The organism is Streptomyces sp. NBC_00080 (assembly GCF_045041255.1).
GTDB classification, from domain to species: Bacteria; Actinomycetota; Actinomycetes; order Streptomycetales; family Streptomycetaceae; genus Streptomyces; species Streptomyces coriariae.
In genome coordinates this window covers 7,293,006-7,311,195 of record NZ_CP108235.1, presented here as the reverse complement: position 1 = coordinate 7,311,195, position 18,190 = coordinate 7,293,006, and the positions used below count along the sequence as shown (strand labels likewise).

Annotated in this window: 20 protein-coding genes and 1 riboswitch; of the genes, 9 read left to right on the top strand and 11 right to left on the bottom strand. The window is 73.0% G+C overall.

The features are described from left to right. Window positions 1–171 precede the first annotated feature (171 nt). The 5 genes from OHU34_RS32590 to OHU34_RS32570 are packed head-to-tail and all read left to right on the top strand — an operon-like array spanning window position 172 to window position 5,215. Complete coding sequence (locus OHU34_RS32590) at window positions 172–1,728, top strand: sodium:solute symporter (RefSeq protein ID WP_142269654.1); 1,557 nt, start codon at window positions 172–174, stop codon at window positions 1,726–1,728. Between the two features lie 14 nt (window positions 1,729–1,742). Then, window positions 1,743–2,306, top strand: a complete 564-nt coding sequence (locus OHU34_RS32585; RefSeq protein ID WP_052183833.1) for a SigE family RNA polymerase sigma factor — start codon at window positions 1,743–1,745, stop codon at window positions 2,304–2,306. After that, on the top strand, window positions 2,303–2,632 hold the full coding sequence (locus tag OHU34_RS32580) for a hypothetical protein (RefSeq protein WP_020130424.1): 330 nt from the start codon (window positions 2,303–2,305) through the stop codon (window positions 2,630–2,632). The genes OHU34_RS32585 and OHU34_RS32580 overlap by 4 nt, the downstream gene beginning before the upstream one ends. Before the next feature lie 34 nt (window positions 2,633–2,666). Continuing rightward, window positions 2,667–4,454 carry a glycoside hydrolase family 15 protein gene (locus OHU34_RS32575; RefSeq protein WP_142269655.1) on the top strand — a complete coding sequence of 596 codons (1,788 nt, stop codon included), beginning with the start codon at window positions 2,667–2,669 and terminating at the stop codon, window positions 4,452–4,454. A 5-nt stretch (window positions 4,455–4,459) separates the two neighbouring features. Then, window positions 4,460–5,215: an SDR family oxidoreductase gene (locus OHU34_RS32570; RefSeq protein WP_405769703.1), complete on the top strand. Its 756-nt coding sequence runs from the start codon at window positions 4,460–4,462 to the stop codon at window positions 5,213–5,215. A gap of 83 nt (window positions 5,216–5,298) precedes the next feature. On the opposite strand, the gene amaP is transcribed toward OHU34_RS32570, so the two are convergent. Genes amaP through OHU34_RS32545 form a run of 5 tightly spaced genes read right to left on the bottom strand, consistent with a single transcriptional unit; the run spans window position 5,299 to window position 7,606 of the window. Continuing rightward, entirely contained in the window at window positions 5,299–5,877 is a 579-nt protein-coding gene (gene amaP / locus OHU34_RS32565; RefSeq protein ID WP_372481779.1) for an alkaline shock response membrane anchor protein AmaP, read from the bottom strand. A 5-nt stretch (window positions 5,878–5,882) separates the two neighbouring features. Then, window positions 5,883–6,512 carry a DUF6286 domain-containing protein gene (locus tag OHU34_RS32560; protein WP_142269658.1) on the bottom strand — a complete coding sequence of 210 codons (630 nt, stop codon included), beginning with the start codon at window positions 6,510–6,512 and terminating at the stop codon, window positions 5,883–5,885. Further along, the gene (locus OHU34_RS32555; protein ID WP_142269659.1) at window positions 6,509–6,892 is read right to left on the bottom strand and encodes an Asp23/Gls24 family envelope stress response protein; all 384 of its coding nucleotides are present in this window, start codon (window positions 6,890–6,892) and stop codon (window positions 6,509–6,511) included. The genes OHU34_RS32560 and OHU34_RS32555 overlap by 4 nt, the downstream gene beginning before the upstream one ends. Then, window positions 6,889–7,074, bottom strand: a complete 186-nt coding sequence (locus OHU34_RS32550; RefSeq protein WP_142269660.1) for a hypothetical protein — start codon at window positions 7,072–7,074, stop codon at window positions 6,889–6,891. The genes OHU34_RS32555 and OHU34_RS32550 overlap by 4 nt, the downstream gene beginning before the upstream one ends. A 46-nt stretch (window positions 7,075–7,120) precedes the next feature. Continuing rightward, window positions 7,121–7,606, bottom strand: a complete 486-nt coding sequence (locus OHU34_RS32545; protein WP_057599276.1) for an Asp23/Gls24 family envelope stress response protein — start codon at window positions 7,604–7,606, stop codon at window positions 7,121–7,123. A gap of 96 nt (window positions 7,607–7,702) precedes the next feature. On the opposite strand from OHU34_RS32545, the gene OHU34_RS32540 reads away from it, so the two are divergent. Then, the gene (locus OHU34_RS32540) at window positions 7,703–8,416 is read left to right on the top strand and encodes a nucleopolyhedrovirus P10 family protein (protein ID WP_200840059.1); all 714 of its coding nucleotides are present in this window, start codon (window positions 7,703–7,705) and stop codon (window positions 8,414–8,416) included. A 22-nt stretch (window positions 8,417–8,438) separates the two neighbouring features. Here the strand turns inward: OHU34_RS32540 and OHU34_RS32535 are convergent, their stop codons facing one another. From OHU34_RS32535 to OHU34_RS32525, 3 genes are all read right to left on the bottom strand, one after another. Continuing rightward, window positions 8,439–9,242, bottom strand: coding sequence for an enoyl-CoA hydratase/isomerase family protein (locus OHU34_RS32535; protein ID WP_142269661.1), 804 nt, complete (start codon window positions 9,240–9,242; stop codon window positions 8,439–8,441). A 118-nt stretch (window positions 9,243–9,360) separates the two neighbouring features. Then, window positions 9,361–9,582, bottom strand: coding sequence for a helix-turn-helix domain-containing protein (locus OHU34_RS32530; protein ID WP_004002281.1), 222 nt, complete (start codon window positions 9,580–9,582; stop codon window positions 9,361–9,363). Between the two features lie 384 nt (window positions 9,583–9,966). Next, entirely contained in the window at window positions 9,967–11,565 is a 1,599-nt protein-coding gene (locus OHU34_RS32525) for an ABC-F family ATP-binding cassette domain-containing protein (protein WP_142269662.1), read from the bottom strand. 245 nt (window positions 11,566–11,810) lie between these two features. Between OHU34_RS32525 and OHU34_RS32520 the strand changes: the two genes are divergently transcribed. Further along, entirely contained in the window at window positions 11,811–12,224 is a 414-nt protein-coding gene (locus OHU34_RS32520; RefSeq protein WP_054239290.1) for a VOC family protein, read from the top strand. A 30-nt stretch (window positions 12,225–12,254) separates the two neighbouring features. On the opposite strand, the gene OHU34_RS32515 is transcribed toward OHU34_RS32520, so the two are convergent. The 3 genes from OHU34_RS32515 to OHU34_RS32505 form a co-directional block, all read right to left on the bottom strand. Beyond that, entirely contained in the window at window positions 12,255–13,691 is a 1,437-nt protein-coding gene (locus OHU34_RS32515) for a hypothetical protein (protein WP_200840060.1), read from the bottom strand. A gap of 192 nt (window positions 13,692–13,883) precedes the next feature. Beyond that, entirely contained in the window at window positions 13,884–15,020 is a 1,137-nt protein-coding gene (locus tag OHU34_RS32510; RefSeq protein WP_142269663.1) for an alpha/beta hydrolase, read from the bottom strand. Between the two features lie 63 nt (window positions 15,021–15,083). After that, window positions 15,084–15,815, bottom strand: a complete 732-nt coding sequence (locus OHU34_RS32505) for a class II aldolase/adducin family protein (protein WP_142269664.1) — start codon at window positions 15,813–15,815, stop codon at window positions 15,084–15,086. Between the two features lie 580 nt (window positions 15,816–16,395). Between OHU34_RS32505 and OHU34_RS32500 the strand changes: the two genes are divergently transcribed. Continuing rightward, window positions 16,396–17,649 (top strand): inorganic phosphate transporter, encoded by a 1,254-nt coding sequence (locus OHU34_RS32500; protein WP_054239237.1) that lies wholly within the window; start codon window positions 16,396–16,398, stop codon window positions 17,647–17,649. Between the two features lie 34 nt (window positions 17,650–17,683). Beyond that, window positions 17,684–17,905: a hypothetical protein gene (locus OHU34_RS32495; RefSeq protein WP_020130440.1), complete on the top strand. Its 222-nt coding sequence runs from the start codon at window positions 17,684–17,686 to the stop codon at window positions 17,903–17,905. A gap of 130 nt (window positions 17,906–18,035) precedes the next feature. Next, window positions 18,036–18,178: riboswitch (cobalamin riboswitch) on the top strand. The last annotated feature ends 12 nt before the right edge of the window (window positions 18,179–18,190 follow it).

Sequence of the window (18,190 nt, the reverse complement as noted above, 5' to 3'; positions counted from 1 at the left end):
ACAGCGGCGGGCGGCTCTCCCGCACGCTGTCGGTCTGTGCAAGAGTTGCCCACCCGCCGGAAGCGGTTGACAGCGAATTTCCAGAGGATTTCCCGCCGGTTCCCCGTCAACCGAAACCGCCGCTCGCGCAACCAACCGGTGAGGGCACAGGCACACCAAGGACGGTGACCCATGGCCGACGGCGCCATGACCACGACGTTCCTCGCCGTGATCGGCGGGGCGTCACTGCTCGCCGTGACCGCGCGGCGGCTGCGCCCCAGTGACCGGCTGCCCTCCCTGGAGGGCTGGGCGCTGGCCGACCGCAGCCTCGGCCCGGTGTGGACCTGGCTGTTGCTGGGCGGCACGATCTTCACCGCGTACACCTTCACGGCCGTCCCGGGGCTGGCGTACGGCAACGGCGCGCCGGCGTTCTTCGCGGTGCCCTACACGGTGATCGTCTGCCCGCTCGCCTTCGTGCTGCTGAGCCGGCTGGGCAGCGTGGCCCGCAGGAACGGCTATGTCACCGCCGCCGACTTCGTACGGGGGCGGTACGGGTCACCGCCACTGGCCCTGGTGGTCGCGCTCACCGGGATCCTCGCGACGATGCCGTATCTCGCGCTGCAACTGCTCGGGATACGCGCGGTGCTGACCGCCGGGGGCGTGTATCCGCGGGGCGCGGCCGGGGATCTGGTGATGGTGGCACTGTTCGCGGGGCTCGCGGTGGCGACGTACCGGCACGGGCTGCGGGCACCCGCGGTCATCTCGGCGCTGAAGGCGGTGGCGGTGTTCGTGTCGCTGACCGCCGTGTGCTGGCTCGTGTTCCGGCGGCTCGGCGGTCCCGGGGCGGTGTTCGCGGGCGCGGCGCGCGGGCTCGGCGGGACGGACGTCGCCCACTCCCCGCTGGCCCTCTCCCCCGCTCAGCAACCCGCGTACGCCACGCTCGCGCTCGGCTCCGCGCTGGCGCTGCTGATGTATCCGCATGTGCTCACCGCCGGTTTCGCCGCCGACGGCCCGCGCACCCTGCGCAAGGTCTCCGCGGCGCTGCCCGCCTGGACCGGACTGCTCGCCCTCTTCGGCTTCCTGGGGATCGCGGCCCTCGCGGCGGGGGTGCGGGCCCCCAGGGGGAGCGCCGAGGCCGCCGTGCCGATGCTCGTCGACCGGCTGATGCCGGGGCCGCTGGCCGGGCTGGTGTTCGCGGCGATCACCGTGGGCGCGCTGGTGCCGGCCGCGGTGATGTCGATCGCGGCCGCCACCGGCTTCGTACGGAACGTGTACGTCGAGTACGTGCATCCGACGGCCACGCCCAAGCGGCAGGTGCGGATCGCCAAGGCGGTGTCGCTGACCGCGAAGGCGGGGGCGGTGGCGTTCGTGTTCGGGCTGCGCGACCAGGACGCCGTCAACCTCCAGCTGCTGGGCGGGGTGTGGATCCTCCAGATCTTCCCGGCCGTGGCCGTCGGGCTGTTCACCGGGCGGCTGCATCCGCGCGCGCTGCTCGCCGGGTGGGCGGCCGGCATGGCGGCCGGGACCTTCCTCGTGGTGCGTGAGGGGTTCTCCTCCATCGTGACCCTGGGGTTCGGCCCGCTGGAGATCTACGCCGGGATCGTGGCCCTGCTGCTCAACCTGACCGTCGCGGTGGCCGGCACCGCGGCCCTCGAACGCCTCGGCGTCCCGCGCGGCGCCGACACGACCGACCTGCCGTCCCGCCTGACCGTCAGGCGACGCCCCGAGACGGGAGCGAACCACCCGTGAGACGCAGACCCCCGATACCCGTACCGGAACCGTTCGTCGAGGAGCGGGTGCTCGCCCCCGCGGTGAGCGACCCGGCCGAGCTGGAACGTGAGGCGGGCCTGGCCCGGCTCTTCGAGCTGCACTACTCCTCGATGCTGCGGCTGGCCGTTCTGCTGGGCGCCGACGATCCGGAGAACGTGGTCGCCGAGGCGTACTACCAGATCTACCGGAAGTGGCGGCGGCTGCGGGACGTGGAGGCGGCGGAGGCGTATCTGCGGTCCACCGTCTGCAATCTGACCCGGATGCGGATACGTCATCTCCAGGTGGCCCGCCGTCATGTGGAGAGCCCACCGGAGCTGCCTGACGAGACCGTGGCGTCCGCGGAGAGCGCCGCGCTGCTGCGCGACGACCAGCGGGTGCTGATCGACGCCCTCCAGCAGCTGCCGGCCCGGCAGCGCGAGGCGCTCGTGCTGCGGCACTGGCTCGGTCTGAAGGAGAGCGAGATCGCCGCCGCGATGGGCATCTCCTGCGGGTCCGTCAAGACCCACACCTCACGCGGCCTCGCCGCGCTCACCCAGGCGATGGAGGCCCGGCGATGAACGACACCGGCCCGGACCGTGTCCGGCGGGAACCGCCGCGGCCGTCGGCGCAGGACCGCACCCGGCGTGAGCTGTGCGAGGCCCTGGAGGCACTGGCCGACGGCGTGCGGCCGGCGCCGGACGCCTATCGCACGGCGCGCGGCGAGTGGCTGCGGCGCGAACGCCGGCGGCGGCTCGTGCTCGCGGTACTGATCGCCGTCGTCTTCGCCCTGGCGACGCTGATCGGCCTGTGGGTGCTGAACCAGGCGCCGTCGGACCCTGGGGTCGTCTTCTCGGGCGCGGGCGCCCCGGCGGCCTCGCCGTCACTCGCCCGGCCGCAGCCCTGATTGCCCCCGGGGCCCGCCGGGAACCCGGAACTACGTGCACCCCCGCATCGAGGACTACGCGCTCATCGGCGACGAACAGACCGCCGCGCTGGTCGGCATGGACGGTTCCGTCGACTGGCTCTGTCTGCCCCGCTTCGACTCCGGAGCCTGCTTCGCTCGTCTCCTCGGCGAGGAGGAGAACGGCCACTGGCGCATCGCGCCCCAGGGGGCGCAGGGTCCCTGCACGCGGCGTGCCTACCGGCCCGACACCCTTGTCCTGGACACCGAGTGGGAGACCGACGAGGGCGCGATCCGGGTCACCGACCTGATGCCCCAGCGCGACAAGGCCCCCGACGTCGTACGCATCGTCGAGGGGCTGCGTGGCCGGGTCACCGTCCGCAGCGCGCTGCGGCTGCGCTTCGACTACGGCTGGGTCATCCCGTGGATGCGCCGGGCCGACGGCCACCGGGTGGCGATCGGCGGTCCGGACGCGGTCTGGTTCCGCAGCGAGCCGGAGGTGCGCACCTGGGGCGAGGACTTCACCACGTACTCGGAGTTCACCGTCGCCGAGGGCGAGTCGGTCGCCTTCGTGCTGACCTGGCACCCCTCGCACGAGGCGCGCCCGCCGCTCGTCGACCCGTGGGAGGCGCTGCGGGTCAGCGTCGACGACTGGCAGGCGTGGGCCGCCCGCTGCCGCTACGACGGACCTCACCGGGACGCCGTCGTCCGCTCCCTGATCACCCTCAAGGCCCTCACCTACGTCCCCACCGGCGGCATCGTCGCCGCGCTCACCACCTCCCTGCCCGAGGAGATGGGCGGCGTCCGCAACTGGGACTACCGCTACTGCTGGCTGCGCGACTCCACCCTCACGCTCGGAGCCCTGCTGGCGGCCGGCTACCAGGACGAGGCCGAGGCCTGGCGCAACTGGCTGCTGCGCGCCGTCGCGGGAGATCCGGCGGACCTCCAGATCATGTACGGGCTGGCGGGCGAGCGGCGGCTGCCCGAGTACGAGCTGCCCTGGCTGTCCGGCTACGGGGACTCCAGGCCGGTGCGCATCGGCAACGGCGCCGTGGGCCAGCTGCAACTGGACGTCTACGGCGAGGTCATGGACTCGCTGTCGCTGGCCCGGACCTCGGGCATGTCACCCCGGCCCCACATATGGTCGTTGCAGTGCGCGCTGATGAAGTGGCTCCTCGAGAACTGGCGGCAGCCGGACGAGGGTCTGTGGGAGGTGCGCGGTGGCCGGCGCCAGTTCGTGCACTCCAAGGTGATGGTGTGGGTGGCCGCCGACCGGGCCGTCCGCGCGCTGGAGGAGCACCCCGATCTGGGCGGTGACCTGGCGGGCTGGCGGGCGCTGCGCGACGAGGTGCACCGCGAGGTGTGCGAGCGGGGATACGACCCGGAGCGGGGCACGTTCACCCAGTACTACGGCTCGCGCGACCTGGACGCCGCCCTGCTGCTCATCCCGCGCGTCGGCTTCCTGCCGCCGGACGACCCGCGGGTGGTCGGGACCGTCGACGCGGTCCGCGCGGAGCTGGGGCGCGGCGGTCTGCTGCGCCGCTACAGCACGGACGGCGCGACCGTCGACGGCCTGCCGGGCGACGAGGGCACCTTCCTGGCCTGCTCGTTCTGGCTCGCGGACGCGCTGCACCTGACGGGCCGCACACAGGAGGCGCGGGAGCTGTTCGAACGGCTGGTGGGCCTGGCCAACGACGTGGGGCTGCTGGCGGAGGAGTACGACCCGACGACCGGCCGGCACCTCGGCAACTTCCCGCAGGCCTTCAGCCACATCGGCCTGGTCAACACCGCCCTCGCCCTGTTCGGCGCCGAGAAGGCAGGATAGGGGCCATGGATCTTGGACTGAAGGACCGGGTGTACGTGGTCACCGGGGCGACGCGCGGCCTCGGCAACGCCGCCGCGCGCGAGCTCGTCGCGGACGGCGCGAAGGTCGTGCTCACCGGGCGGGACGAGAAGCGCGTCGCCGACGCCGCGGCCGAACTGGGGCCGAACGCCGTCGGACTCGCCGTGGACAACGCCGACCCCGGGGCGGCGGCGCGGCTGATCGCGGCGGCGCGCGATGCCTTCGGCGGCTTCGACGGGGTGCTGGTGAGCGTGGGCGGTCCGCCGCCCGGGTTCGTCGCGGACAACACGGACGAGCAGTGGCATGCCGCGTTCGAGTCGGTGTTCCTCGGGGCGGTCCGGCTGGCGCGGACGGCCGCAGCCGAGCTGGAGGCGGGCGGGGTCATCGGGTTCGTCCTGTCGGGGTCGGTGCACGAGCCGATTCCCGGGCTGACCATCTCCAACGGCCTGCGGCCCGGACTGGCCGGGTTCGCGAAGTCGCTCTCCGACGAGTTGGGGCCCCGGGGGATCCGGGTCGTGGGACTGCTGCCGGCCCGTATCGACACCGATCGGGTGCGGGAGCTGGACGGGCTGTCGGCCGATCCCGAGGCCACCCGGGCCGCGAACGAGTCCCGGATTCCGCTGCGGCGGTACGGGACTCCGGAGGAGTTCGGCCGGACGGCCGCGTTCCTGCTGTCGCCGGCGGCCTCCTATCTGACGGGCCTCATGGTGCCGGTCGACGGCGGGATGCGGCACGGGTTCTGACGGGTCGCGCGCCGGGCGCGGGGACCGGTCACGCTCCCGCGGCAGAGCCGCGGACCGTCACCGCCCCCGCACTCCCGGGCAGCTCAGGCGACCCTTTCGGCCTTGTGTTTGACGCCCTTCATCCGCACCTCCGCGGGCAGTGCCGCGAGCGCCGCCGAGTCCCGCGCGTGGGTCAGGGCCTGCGCCGTCAGGTGGTCCAGCGCCGTCGCCGGGTCCACGTGCGGCTCCAGCACCAGGCGGACCCTCGCCTCCGGCGCCTCCCTCCTGCCCTTCAGCGCCACATGGGCGTGGGCGACGCCGTCCAGCTTCTGCGCCTCGCCGGCGAGGACGCCCTCCAGGGCGCGGCCCCGCAGCAGCGCCCCCGCACCGTCGCCCGTGTCGACGAGGAGCTCGCCCAGCCGGCGGCGGCGCAGGACCGCCATCAGCCACCACAGGGTCAGCAGGACGAGGAGCGCGAGGACCGCGATCACCGTCGGCCACCACCAGGCGTCGGCGCGCCAGCGGGTGCGTTCGGCGGTGGTGAGAAGGACGTCGTGCGGGCCCTGGTGGAGCCACCAGGAGGGCGCGGAGGCGCCCAGGCCCACGGCCAGCACCGCCCCGCCGACGGCGAGCAGCAGCACTCCGACGACTGCGACGAGCACGCGGTTGACGGTACCGAGCATGGTCCTCACCCCTTCTTCCCGGGTCGCCGCACATGGACCGACAGGGAGAGCGGCCGGACCAGGCCCAGGCCACGGATCGCGTCGGTGAGGACGGCGTCCAGGTCGGCGTGCACGTCGTCCAGGTCGCGGAAGTGGGCGATCGCGCGGACGTCGGCCTTCCGGCGGCCCGCGCGCACCCGTACCGACTGCACGCCGGCGACCTCCATGGCCCGGTCGCGCAGCACCAGTTCGGCGGCGTCCCGGTCGAGGCCCGCCCGTACGTCCGGGTGGGTGCGGCGCATCGGCAGGACCGCCCTGAGGCCCGGGGTCACCGCCAGGACGATCAGCCACAGGCCGAGGGCCGCCGCGACCCCGGCGCCGATCAGCACCCAGATGTCGTCGAGGGGGCGCTCGGCGAGCTGCCGGGCGAGCCCGGTCCGCCAGGCCATGGCGGACCGGTGGGCGCGTACGGCGACCACGTCGTAGAGGAAGGCGGCCGCGACGACCAGCAGCAGCGCCGCGACGACACCGGCCGGGACGCGGCGCGCCGACCAGAAGCGGTGGTCGGCGGGGCCCGCCGCGCCGGGGCCGTCCTCTTGCGTGGGTTTCTCCAGAACAGGCAGTGTGCTGCCCTGCAAGCCTCCGGGCTCGCTCATCGCGCCCTCCCGTGCGCCACGCCGGGGGCCGCTGTCAGGTGCAGCCGTTCCACCTGGACGGCGACCTCCGGAACCTCCATTCCCACCAACGCGCCTACCCGCTCGGTGACATGCCGACGCACACGGTGACAACGTCCGCCGATATCGGTCGGGTAGTCGAGTTCGAGATGGACCCGGACATGCGCGGTCTCGTGGTGGACGACGACGGTGGCGTGCGGTCCCGCGGCGTCGGACGGCAGGGGTCCGACCGCCTCGCGGGCGGCCTGGGCGGCGATCTTCGCCACCACCCGGTCGGCGATGCGGGTCGCGCCGCGCGCGCCCGGGGGAACGACGGACCGGTGCCCGCCGACGGCGGCGCCTCCCTCGTCCACGGAGCTCACCGGCGCCGGTCGTCGCGGGTACGGAAGAAGTCGCCGAGTTCCAGGTCCCCCTCCAGGACCCGGCCGACGACGAACCCGACGGCGCCCAGTGCCGCCACCAGGAGGAAGGCCCCGAACCCGCCGAAGTATCCGGCGAAGCCCAGCGCCATGCCGGCGATCATGCCGACCACGGCCATGCTCAAGGTGTTCTCCCCTCGGCGGTCCGGTCACCCGGCCGTCGTCTGCGTGTCACTGGATCCGGGGCTCCGGCTCCTCGTCCTCTTCGTCGGGCAGCTTGACGTCGCTCACCGCGATGTTGACCTCGACGACCTCCAGTCCGGTCATCCGCTCCACGGCCGCGATCACGTTCTCCCGCACGGCCTGCGCCACGTCGGCGATGGCCACTCCGTAGTCGACGACGATCTCCAGGTCGAGCGCGGTCTGCACCTCGCCGACCTCGGCCTTCACCCCTCGGCTCACCGACTTCGAGCCGCCGGGCACCCGGTCCCGAACGGCGCCGAAGGTGCGGCTGAGTCCGCTGCCCATCGCGTGGACGCCCAGGACGTCCCGTGCCGCGAGGCCCGCGATCTTCTCGACGACACCGTCGGCGATGGTGGTCCGCCCCCGGGTCGCCGGATCACCGCCGCCGCGCTTGGTCGTCCTGCGGGTCCCCAACGGCTCGGTGCCGCCGTCGGAAACCTGCGTCCGGTGCTGCTCCGCTGCTGCCTCGGTCATCGCCGTACGTCCTTACGCCCGGTTCGTTCCTCGTCACTTCCACCACGGTAAGCGCGGTTGCCCGACCGCGCGCCAGGGATGCGGCAGGCTGGAGCAATGACGGTGGACGGATGGACGAGCGCGGTACGGCATCAGCTGAGCCTCGGCAGGCTGCTCCCGCTGGGCGGACCGCGGGACGGCGCATGGATCACGGAGGCGGCGGCCGAGGCGGTGCTGCGGCGGGCGGTGCGGGGTGTGGAGGGCGTGCGGACGGGCGCGCTGCGGATCGCGGTGGCCGACCCGGCGGGGGTGTACGAGCCCGCCGTGCCCCCTCCGCCGAGCGCCCTGCCGCCCGGGCCGCTACGGGTGACGGCGGACATCGCCGCGTCCTCGTCCGAGCCGCTGCCGACGGCGGCGTCCCGCCTGCGCACGGCGCTGGCGGCGGCCGCGACGGATCGGCTCGGACTGGTGGTGGCGGAGGTCGACCTGCGGGTGACGGCCCTGCTGGACGAGGAGCCGGAACCGGAGGCGGTACGGCCCGGTCCGGAGCCACAGCACGTCGGAGCCGCACAGCACGGCGACGAGGCACGCGCGACCGTCGCCGCTCTGTCCGTGCCCGGGGTGACCCGGTTGACCGATGTCTTCGGCAGGGCGGTGCGCATCGAGGAACGACAGCACGCGACCGCCCTGCCGAACCGCCACGCACGCGTGGAGATCGCGGTGAGTGCGCACCACCGGGCCGTGGAGGTGGCCCGGGAGGTGCGTGCGGTGGTGTCGGAAGCGCTACGGGATCACCCGACGGTGGCCGTCGTGGTCACGGCGGTGGAGTGACCGGGGCCCGCGGGGAATCGGCTCACTCGCCCACGCCGGCCAGGTCCCGCAGACGGCGGCCCTGGGCGGCGCGCTCGGCGGCGCGCTGCTCGTCGTAGGTGCGGTCGCCGGCGCCGCGCAGCAGTGCCTTGGTCTCGATGACGGCCTCCCGGGGCGCGGCCAGGATCGCCGCGGCCAGCTCACGCGTCGCGGTGTCGAGGTCCTGCGCGGGCACGGCGATGTTGGCGAGCCCGGAGCTCACCGCCTCCGCGGCGTGCACGAACCGGCCGGTCAGGCAGATCTCGGCCGCACGGCCGTAGCCGACCAGGGAGACGAGGGGATGCGTGCCGGTCAGGTCGGGCACGAGGCCGAGGCCGGTCTCCCGCATGGCGAACTGCACGTCGTCGGCGACGACGCGCAGGTCACAGGCGAGAGCCAGCTGGAAGCCCGCGCCGATGGCGTGGCCCTGGACGGCGGCGATGGACACGAGGTCGTTGCGCCGCCACCAGGTGAAGCCCTCCTGGAACCCGGCGATGGCGGCGTCGAGTTCGGCGTCACCACTGCGCGCGAGGTCGATGAAGGACGGCTCGCCCTCGATCCCCTCGGGCGTGAACATCTGCCGGTCGAGCCCCGCGGAGAAGGACTTGCCCTCACCGCGCAGCACGACCACGCGGACGGAGCCCGGCACCAGCCGCCCGGCTTCGGCGAGCGCCCGCCACATGGCGGGGCTCTGCGCATTGCGCTTGGCCGGGTTGGCCAGCGTCACCGTGGCGAGCGTGTCGTCGACGGTGAGCCGTACGCCGTCCTTGTCGAGCAGGGGAACGAGTTCCTGGTCGGGCGTGGCCATGAGGAGCCTCCGATGGGTGCGATCAGCTAGCGGTCAGCTAAGTGACTGCACAGTAACCACCCGGCCGGTCGGACAACCGACCGGGTGGCCACCATCGAAAGCGGTGGGCCGCCCCGGGTCAGGACGAGGCAGCCTTCTTGCCTCGGGTCGCCCCGCCACGCCCACGCAGCGTGACGCCCGACTCGCTGAGCATCCGGTGAACAAAGCCATACGAGCGACCGGTTTCCTCGGCCAGCGCCCGGATGCTCGCACCGGAGTCGTACTTCTTCTTCAGGTCTGCCGCGAGCTTGTCGCGCGCGGCGCCGGTCACCCGGCTGCCCTTCTTCAGAGTCTCGGCCACCCGTGCCTCCTCATGGGAAGTGCGCTCTGGTCATCCTCATGATCACCCCTCCGGCGCGCGATGGCCACCCATTCGGCAAGGTCCGTGCGACAGGGTTTTGACGACAGGAGTGCGTCCCCACAAGTGGAATCTGTGATTCCACCCGGTGGTGTTCGTGGGGCCGAACGGGTTGTCGTGCGAAGTAGCAGGTCAGAGACGCGCGACGGCCGATCCCTTGTCGACAAAGGGATCGGCCGAGAAATCGATGTAGGACACACCTCGATACGAGGAGATCTCACACAGATGATGGATCACCGGTAGGCCGAATGATCCAGACGAATGATCCAACACCGTGGATCACGTCGTGGATCACGTCCTGGATCACGGCGTGGAGCCCGCGTGCGGTCAGGCCAGCGCGACCAGATCCGCGTAGTCGGCACCCCACAGGTCCTCGACGCCGTCGGGCAGCAGGATGATCCGCTCGGGCTGGAGCGCCTCCACGGCGCCCTCGTCGTGGGTGACGAGGACGACCGCGCCCTTGTAGGTACGCAGGGCGCCGAGGATCTCCTCGCGGCTGGCCGGGTCGAGGTTGTTGGTGGGCTCGTCGAGCAGCAGCACGTTGGCCGAGGAGACCACGAGGGTGGCGAGGGCCAGCCGGGTCTTCTCGCCGCCGGAGAGCACGCCGGCGGGCTTGTCGACATCGTCGCCGGAGAACAGGAACGAGCCGAGCGTCTTGCGCACCTCGACCAGATCCAGGTCGGGGGCGGCGGAGCGCATGTTCTCCAGGACCGTACGCTCCGGGTCGAGCGTCTCGTGCTCCTGGGCGTAGTAGCCGAGCTTGAGGCCGTGGCCCGCGACGACCTCGCCGGTGTCGGGCTTCTCCGCCCCGCCGAGCAGACGCAGCAGAGTCGTCTTGCCCGCGCCGTTCAGGCCGAGGATGACGACCCGGGAGCCCTTGTCGATGGCCAGGTCGACGTCGGTGAAGATCTCCAGCGAGCCGTAGGACTTCGACAGGCCCTCGGCCATCAGGGGCGTCTTGCCGCAGGGCGCGGGCTCGGGGAAGCGGAGCTTGGCGACCTTGTCGGACTGACGGACCGCCTCCAGGCCGGAGAGCAGCTTGTCGGCGCGGCGGGCCATGTTCTGCGCGGCGACCGTCTTGGTGGCCTTGGCGCGCATCTTGTCGGCCTGCGAATGCAGCGCGGCGGCCTTCTTCTCGGCGTTCTGGCGCTCCCGCTTGCGGCGCTTCTCGTCGGACTCGCGCTGCTGCTGGTAGAGGCGCCAGCCCATGTTGTAGACGTCGATCTGGGAGCGGTTGGCGTCCAGGTAGAAGACCTTGTTGACGACCGTCTCGACGAGGTCGACGTCGTGGCTGATGACGATGAAGCCGCCGCGGTAGGTCTTGAGGTAGTCGCGCAGCCAGACGATCGAGTCGGCGTCGAGGTGGTTCGTCGGCTCGTCGAGGAGCAGGGTGTCCGCGTCCGAGAACAGGATGCGGGCAAGCTCGACCCGGCGCCGCTGACCGCCGGAGAGGGTGTGCAGGGGCTGGCCGAGCACCCGGTCGGGCAGGTTGAGCGCGGCGGCGATGGTGGCGGCCTCGGCCTCGGCGGAGTATCCGCCCTTCGTGAGGAACTCCGTCTCCTGGCGCTCGTACTGGCGCATCGCCTTGTCGCGGGTGGCGCCCGAGCCGTTCGCGATCCGCTGTTCGTTCTCGCGCATCTTGCGGATCAGGATGTCCAGTCCGCGCGCGGAGAGGATGCGGTCGCGGGCCAGCACGTCGAGGTCGCCGGTGCGGGGGTCCTGCGGGAGGTAGCCGACCTCGCCGGAGCGCGTGACCTGACCGGCGGCCGGGATGCCCTCGCCGGCCAGGACCTTGGTCAGCGTGGTCTTGCCGGCGCCGTTGCGCCCGACCAGACCGATGCGGTCACCCTTGGCCACACGGAAGGAGGCGTTCTCGATGAGGATGCGGGCACCGGCGCGCAGCTCGATGCCGGAGGCGGAGATCACGGACAGACTCCAGAGCGGGGGTCGTTGGCAGGATGGACGGCCGAGGACGTTCCCGCCGTCTAATGCGCGAGGAGAATGGCCATGGGGGCCAGTCTAACGGGACCGTGCAAGCACTTTTTCTGCGTTCAGGTGTTCGATCTTTCCGCGCTCCCGCCGGATCCTCCTCCCGGGGGCGTTGTCGGTGGTGGGTGCCAGACTGGGCGGCGGATGACGAATCCGGCATGGATCACAAGGGAGTGATCGGCATGGCAGGCACGAACAGCGGGCGCCCGAGCATCTATCCGACGGTGCTGTACACCGACGCGAAGGCGGCGATCCGGCAGCTCACGGAGGCGCTGGGGTTCGCGGAGCTGTCCGTCTACGAGGGCGAGGACGGCTCGGTCGTGCACGCCGAGCTGGTGCAGGGCAACGGCGCGGTGATGCTCGGCTCGAAGGGCCGCGGCGGGGTCTTCGACACGGCGATGAAGGACGCGGGTCCGACCGGGGTGTACGTCGTGGTGGACGACGTCGACGCACACCACCGGCGGGCCGCGGAGCACGGCACGGAGATCCTGATGCCCCCGACGGACCAGGACTACGGCTCCCGGGACTACATGGCCCGCGATCTGGAGGGCAACCTCTGGAGCTTCGGCACCTACGCGCCCGAGATACAGGGCTGAGAGCCCCGCCGGAGCCCGCGCCGAACTCGTTCAGCTGCCTCCGGTGTGCACCTGGAAGGCGGCTCGGCGGACGGCCTTGGCCAGCGCCGGGTCGGGGTGCGCGGCGGCGAGCGCCACCAGCACCTGCACGGTGCGCGGATGTCCGACGGCGCGCACCTCGGTCAGCAGGGCGGGCACGGTCGGCTGGAGCGCGGACTCCAGGTGACGTACGAGCATCGGCGCCTCCCCGTGGTCGGCGACGGCCGCGGCGGTGTCGACCCACAGCCAGGTGGCCTCCTGCCGGGTGAGCACCTCGTGGGCGTCCTCCGGGTCGACGCCGTCGTGCTCGGCGAGCCACAGCAGCGCGTACGGCCGCAGAGCGGGTTCGTCGACGACCGCGCGGACATCGGGCTCGGCGGGGGCGCCGACGACGCGCAGCGCCTCGAAGGCGAGACCGCGCAGCAGGGCGTCGTCGCCCCGGGCGGCGAACAGCAGCTCGGCGACGGCGCTGCCGACGGTCCGGGCGGCGAGCCAGGCGCGGTACTCGGCGCGGGCCGCGTTGGGGCGCAGCTGGGCGCAGCCGCGGAGCATGGCCTCGGCGGACTGCTCGATGTTGCCGGCGGGGCTCTGCGCGGCGACGCAGATCTGCTCCAGCTTGACCCAGACCGCCCAGCTGCCCAACGGCGTCAGCGTGGCCTGTCCCGCGCCGTAGGTGAGGGCGCCCACGGCGGCGAGGGCGCGCAGGGCCCAGTCGAGGAGGGGGGCGAGTTCGGCGTCCTGGGCGGGCTCCGCCGGGTCGGCGTCGACGGAGAGGACCGGGGCGATGGGGATCGCGGGTTCCGAGCCGGCGCCGTAGGGCACCTCGCAGCGCTCGGTGCGCAGTTCGGTGACCCGCTGGCGCAGCAGGTCCAGGAGCTGCTCCACGGGGACGGGCCCGGCGGAGAGTTGGAGGAAGGAGAGCACCTGGGGCATGGCCGAGACGACCTCGGCGACGGCGGCGGGCTCCTGGTCCCCGGGTTCCGGGGAGGCGAGCGACCAGGCGTCGAACAGGGCGACCCAGCCGCGCAGGACGGCGCTGTCGTCGCGGTTCCAGGCGCGCAGCCGCCAGCCGGGGCGGGCGCTGTCGCCGTGCACCTCGACGAGGCCGGCGAGCCGGGCGGTGTCCCAGTCGGCGCGGATCCGGTCCGTGGTCAGGCCCAGATCACTGGCGGCCCGTTCGGCGGTCGCGTCGGAGAGGGTGGCCTTGCCGTCGGTCGTGGCGGCGTCTCGGCCGGGGCCGAGGGCGTTGTCGGCCCAGCGGGCGACACGGGCCGCGGCGGCCAGTCCGGAGCGCGCCATTCTGGCCAGCTCCGCGGAGGCCGGGGTGCCCTCCGGCGGGCGGGGTGCGGGGCGGCGCGGGCGCCGCTCGTTCACAGCTGAGGGGGCGGCGGCCAGGGGTCGCGGGCGGACGAGTCGAAGCCTGGAGTCGCGCGGGATACGGGACGTCACGGGTGCAGTCTTCCGGTTGACGGTCCGAAAACCCAAACGGAATGTCACGGCGGGCTACGGGACTGGCCAAGGCACGGGGTTCCGTGACGGGCGGAGAGGCGCCTTCAGGCCAGTGGTACGGGCTTAAACGGAACCGGTGGCACCGGTCCGGCCGTGTGGTCGGGGCGCGTCCGTGCGCGTCGCGTCGGCGGGTCACATGAGCGGGGTCAGGAAGCGGCGCAGGGCCTCCTCGTAGGCCGTGGGGTCGGGGTTCCACATGGCGCCGTGCGGGGCGTGCGGGACGGTGTGCAGGGAGACCAGCTCGGGGCGGAGGCGGGCGAGACGGCGGGAGGCGCCCCAGGGGGCGACGGTGTCGTCGGGGCCGTGCAGGACGAGGGTCGGGACCCTCAGCCGGTCCGGATCTGCGGCCGCGTCACCGTGGCCGCCGGGCCCGGCGTGCAGACCGGTGCGGCCCTCGGCGGCACGGACGGCGAGCGGGAGCAGCGCGCCCGGGGTGTGCCGGGCGGCGGCCAGGGCGCGCACCGTCGCCCGCCAGTCCAGGACCGGGGAGTCCAGCACCAGCCCGGAGACGAGATCGCGCAGCCCCGAGTCGGCGGCGGCCCGCAGGGCCATGGTCGCGCCGGTGGACCAGCCGAACAGGACGACGCGTTCGGCGCCGTAGCGCACGGCGTACCGCATCGCCGCGTCCAGGTCGCGCCACTCGGTCTCGCCGAGGTGGTTCAGGCCGTCCGGGGAGCGGGGCGCGCCGAGGTCGCCGCGATGGGCGAGGGCGAGGACGGGGAAGCGGCGGCGGTGCAGGAAACCCATGAGGTTGAGGGCGTGTTCCCGGGTGGTGCCCAGGCCGTGCACGGCGATCACCCAGGTGCGGCGCGCGCCGGGCACGAACCAGGCGGGCAGGTTGCCCAGCTCGCCGGGGATGTCGATGTCGGCGTGGTCGAGACCGAGGGCGCTGCCGGGGTTGCCGACATACAGGTTGGGGGTGAGCCAGACCGCGTCGCCGGCACTCAGGGTGCCGTGGGTGACCCGCTCCAGGCGGCGCACGACGGTGTCGGCGGAGTGCGGGGCGGTGGGCAGGACGGGGCCCACGACGGCGTGGGAGCCGTTGCCGGAGAGGCCGTAGGTGCCGGGTCGCAGTGCGGCCAGGTCACGGGTGAGGGTGATCCGGCCGGCGGCCGTGCCGTGCACGGTGAGCCGGGGTTCGGTGGGCAGGGGCCGGCCGGGCGGCGCCTTCAGCGCGGCGTCGCTGGCCAGCCGGCCGGCGGCGACACTGACGGCGGCGGCGGCCAGGGCTGTGGTGACGGCGGCGGCCGTCGCTTTGACAGTGCGCACCCGTCCAGTGTCCTGGCCCGCCTTCCTCCCGGCCAGTGGTGGAGCTCGTCGGGGGACGGCCGGTCACTCCGGCTGCCCGTACCCGCGCAGTCGCTCGCCCGCCTCCGCGACCTGTTCCTCCGTCAGGAGCGTGGGGTTCAGGCCGGGCACGGACGAGGCCGTCAGCCACAGGCGGCACATCCACTCCAGTTGGGCCGTACGGTCGTAGGCCTGGTCGAGGGTGGTTCCGTGGGTGAGGGTGCCGTGGTTCCGCAAGAGGCAGCCGCTCCGGCCGACGAGGGCGCGGAGCATGTTCTCGGCCAACTCCTCGGTGCCGTAGGTCGCATAGGGGGCGACCCGGACGGTTCCGCCGAGCGCGCCCGCCATGTAGTGGACGCGGGGAAGCTCGGTGACCAGGGTGGAGACGGCGGTCGCGTGCACGGCGTGGGTGTGGACGACCGCCCCGGCGTCCGTGGTGCGGTAGACGGCGAGGTGCATGGGCAGCTCACTCGTCGGGCGCAGGGTGCCGAGCACCTGCCGGCCGGCCAGGTCGACGCCCGTGACGTCGTCCGGGGTGAGCCGCTCGTAGGGCACGCCCGACGGGGTGACCAGCACGGTGTCGCCGACGCGTACGGAGACGTTGCCGGAGGTGCCGACGACCAGCCCGTCGGTCACGGTACGGCGGGCCGCCGTCACGAGCGCCTCCCAGGCCCGCGCCTCCTCCAGGACCGCATGTCTCCCCCGCCGCTCCGCCACGTTCTGTGCGCCGTCCCGGTGACCCCGGGCGTCCCCCTGCTCGGGTCGCTGCTCAGCCATGCGGCGATCCTGCCAGGAGGCACCGGGGGCCGCCGCCGGGCCGTTCCGCGGCGCGTACCGCTTCGCCGGACCGGACAAGTGCTCGGGCAGGGAGCAGGCCGCGTATTTCGTACACAATGGCGGCGGCCGGAGCGTCGACGGCCGGGCCCCGCCGCCCGTGGTCGACGTCGGGTGCCACCCCTGCGACGGGGCGCCGATGCCACGTGCCCGGCCGAGGCCCGGACGGTCATGCGGATCACGCCCCGTGGGTCGCCCGTCACGGGGCGTCCGACGCCGGGACACCGGCGGCCGGACCGCCGACAGGTACCTTCGGACGGCCCTTCCGACGGCACTTCTGACAGTACGCCGACAGCGGCAGCCGCCGGGTGACCAGAATCTCTTCTGCGGCTCCGGGAGCCGGTTGCGCGGGCCCGCCAAAGACGGGTGACCGTACGGCGCTTGACCCCGGCCCCGGCGCGGCGACGGAAGACCGCCACACCCCCCTTGCACAGACACCCGGATGCCCTTCTCAGTTCATCTTCCGTTCACCCAGATTGCTTACGGTCAACGCGCCAATGACTTCGAACGATTGCCTGGGTAAATGGAAAACTTCTCGCTGATCCTCGCGATTGTGGTCGTTACCGCACTCGCGTTCGATTTCACGAACGGTTTCCACGACACCGCCAACGCGATGGCCACCACCATCTCGACCGGTGCACTCAAGCCCAAGGTTGCGGTGGCCATGTCCGCCGCGCTCAACCTTGTGGGAGCTTTCCTCTCGGTGGAGGTCGCCAACACGATCTCCAAGGGTCTCGTCGACGAGACCGGCATCCGTCCCGAGGTCATCTTCGCCGCCCTGGTCGGCGCGATCCTCTGGAACCTCCTGACCTGGCTGGTGGGCCTGCCCTCCAGTTCCTCGCACGCCCTGATGGGCGGTCTGATCGGCGCCACCATCGCCTCGGCCGGTATGGGCGCGGTGCACGGTGACGCCCTGGTCACCAAGGTGCTGATCCCGGCGATCGCGGCACCCATCGTCGCGGGCGTCGCGGCGATGCTCGCGACCCGCCTCTCCTACACCCTCGGCAAGAAGGCCGACGGCAAGGCGGCGGCCAAGGGCTACCGCGCGGGCCAGATCGCCTCGGCCGGCCTGGTGTCCCTCGCCCACGGCACCAACGACGCGCAGAAGACGATGGGCATCATCACCCTGGCCCTGGTGGCCGGCGGTGCCGTGGCCCCCGACTCCGACCCGCCCACCTGGGTCATCCTCTCCGCCGGTCTGGCCATCGCGCTCGGCACCTACCTCGGCGGCTGGCGCATCATCCGCACCATGGGCAAGGGCCTGACCGACCTCCAGCCGCAGCAGGGCTTCGCCGCCCAGACCAGCGCGGCCACGGTCATCCTGGCCTCCTCGCACCTCGGCTTCTCCCTCTCCACCACGCACTCGGTCTCCGGTGCGGTGATGGGCGCCGGGCTGGGCCGCAAGGGCGGTGTGGTCCGCTGGTCGACGGCGACCCGGATGTTCGTCGCGTGGGGCCTGACCCTCCCGGCCGCGGCCCTGGTGGGCGCGCTCGCCGAGTCCGTCACCGGCCTGGGCGACTGGGGCACGGCCCTCGTCGCGGTCTTCCTGATCGCCTCCAGCGCGGCCATCTGGAAGGTCTCCCGGCGCGAGGTCGTCGACGCCTCGAACGTCAACGAGCCCGACGAGCCCGCGGGCGTCGTCACGACGGCGATCGCCGCCGTCACCCCGCCGCCCACGGGCACCCTGGCCGAGGACCTCACGGACCTGACGGCCACGATCCCCGGCCCGGCGGCAGAGCCCGCGACCCCCGCCGCTCCCCCGGCCGCGGCCGTCTGAGCCCGCGCACCCGGCACGAAGGAAGAGAAGCAGCATGAAGATCGACTGGGCAGCCCTGGGCTCTGTCTTCGGCGTCAGCCTCGTGGTCACCGTCGGCCTCGTCGCCCTGTTCACCCTCGGCGTCATGGGCCTGTCGCGGCAGGAACGCGCGTCGGCGCAGGGCGGCTCGGCCACCCTCGCGGTGACCGGCGCGTACGCGTGCTTCGCGGCCTGCGCGGCGGCGGTGGCGTACGGGATCTCACTGATCGTCGCCTGACGCACCATCCGAACACCCCTGGGGTGCGGGACGGATCACCGTCCCGCACCTCTTGCCGTTCGCGGCCCCGCCGACCCGCCCTGTGTGGGGTTCTGCACACTCGAGCCGCGCAGGTCAAAGGCAAGTTGACGGCTCTCGCGGGCCGTGGTGGACTGCCCGAGCCATGTACGGCAGCAGAAGAGGAAGCCGGTGTGAATCCGGCGCGGTCCCGCCACTGTGACCGGGGTAGAAACCCCCGGGAGCCAGGAACTCTCGCCGCCGGTCTCGTCGAACCAGGGCGTGGAC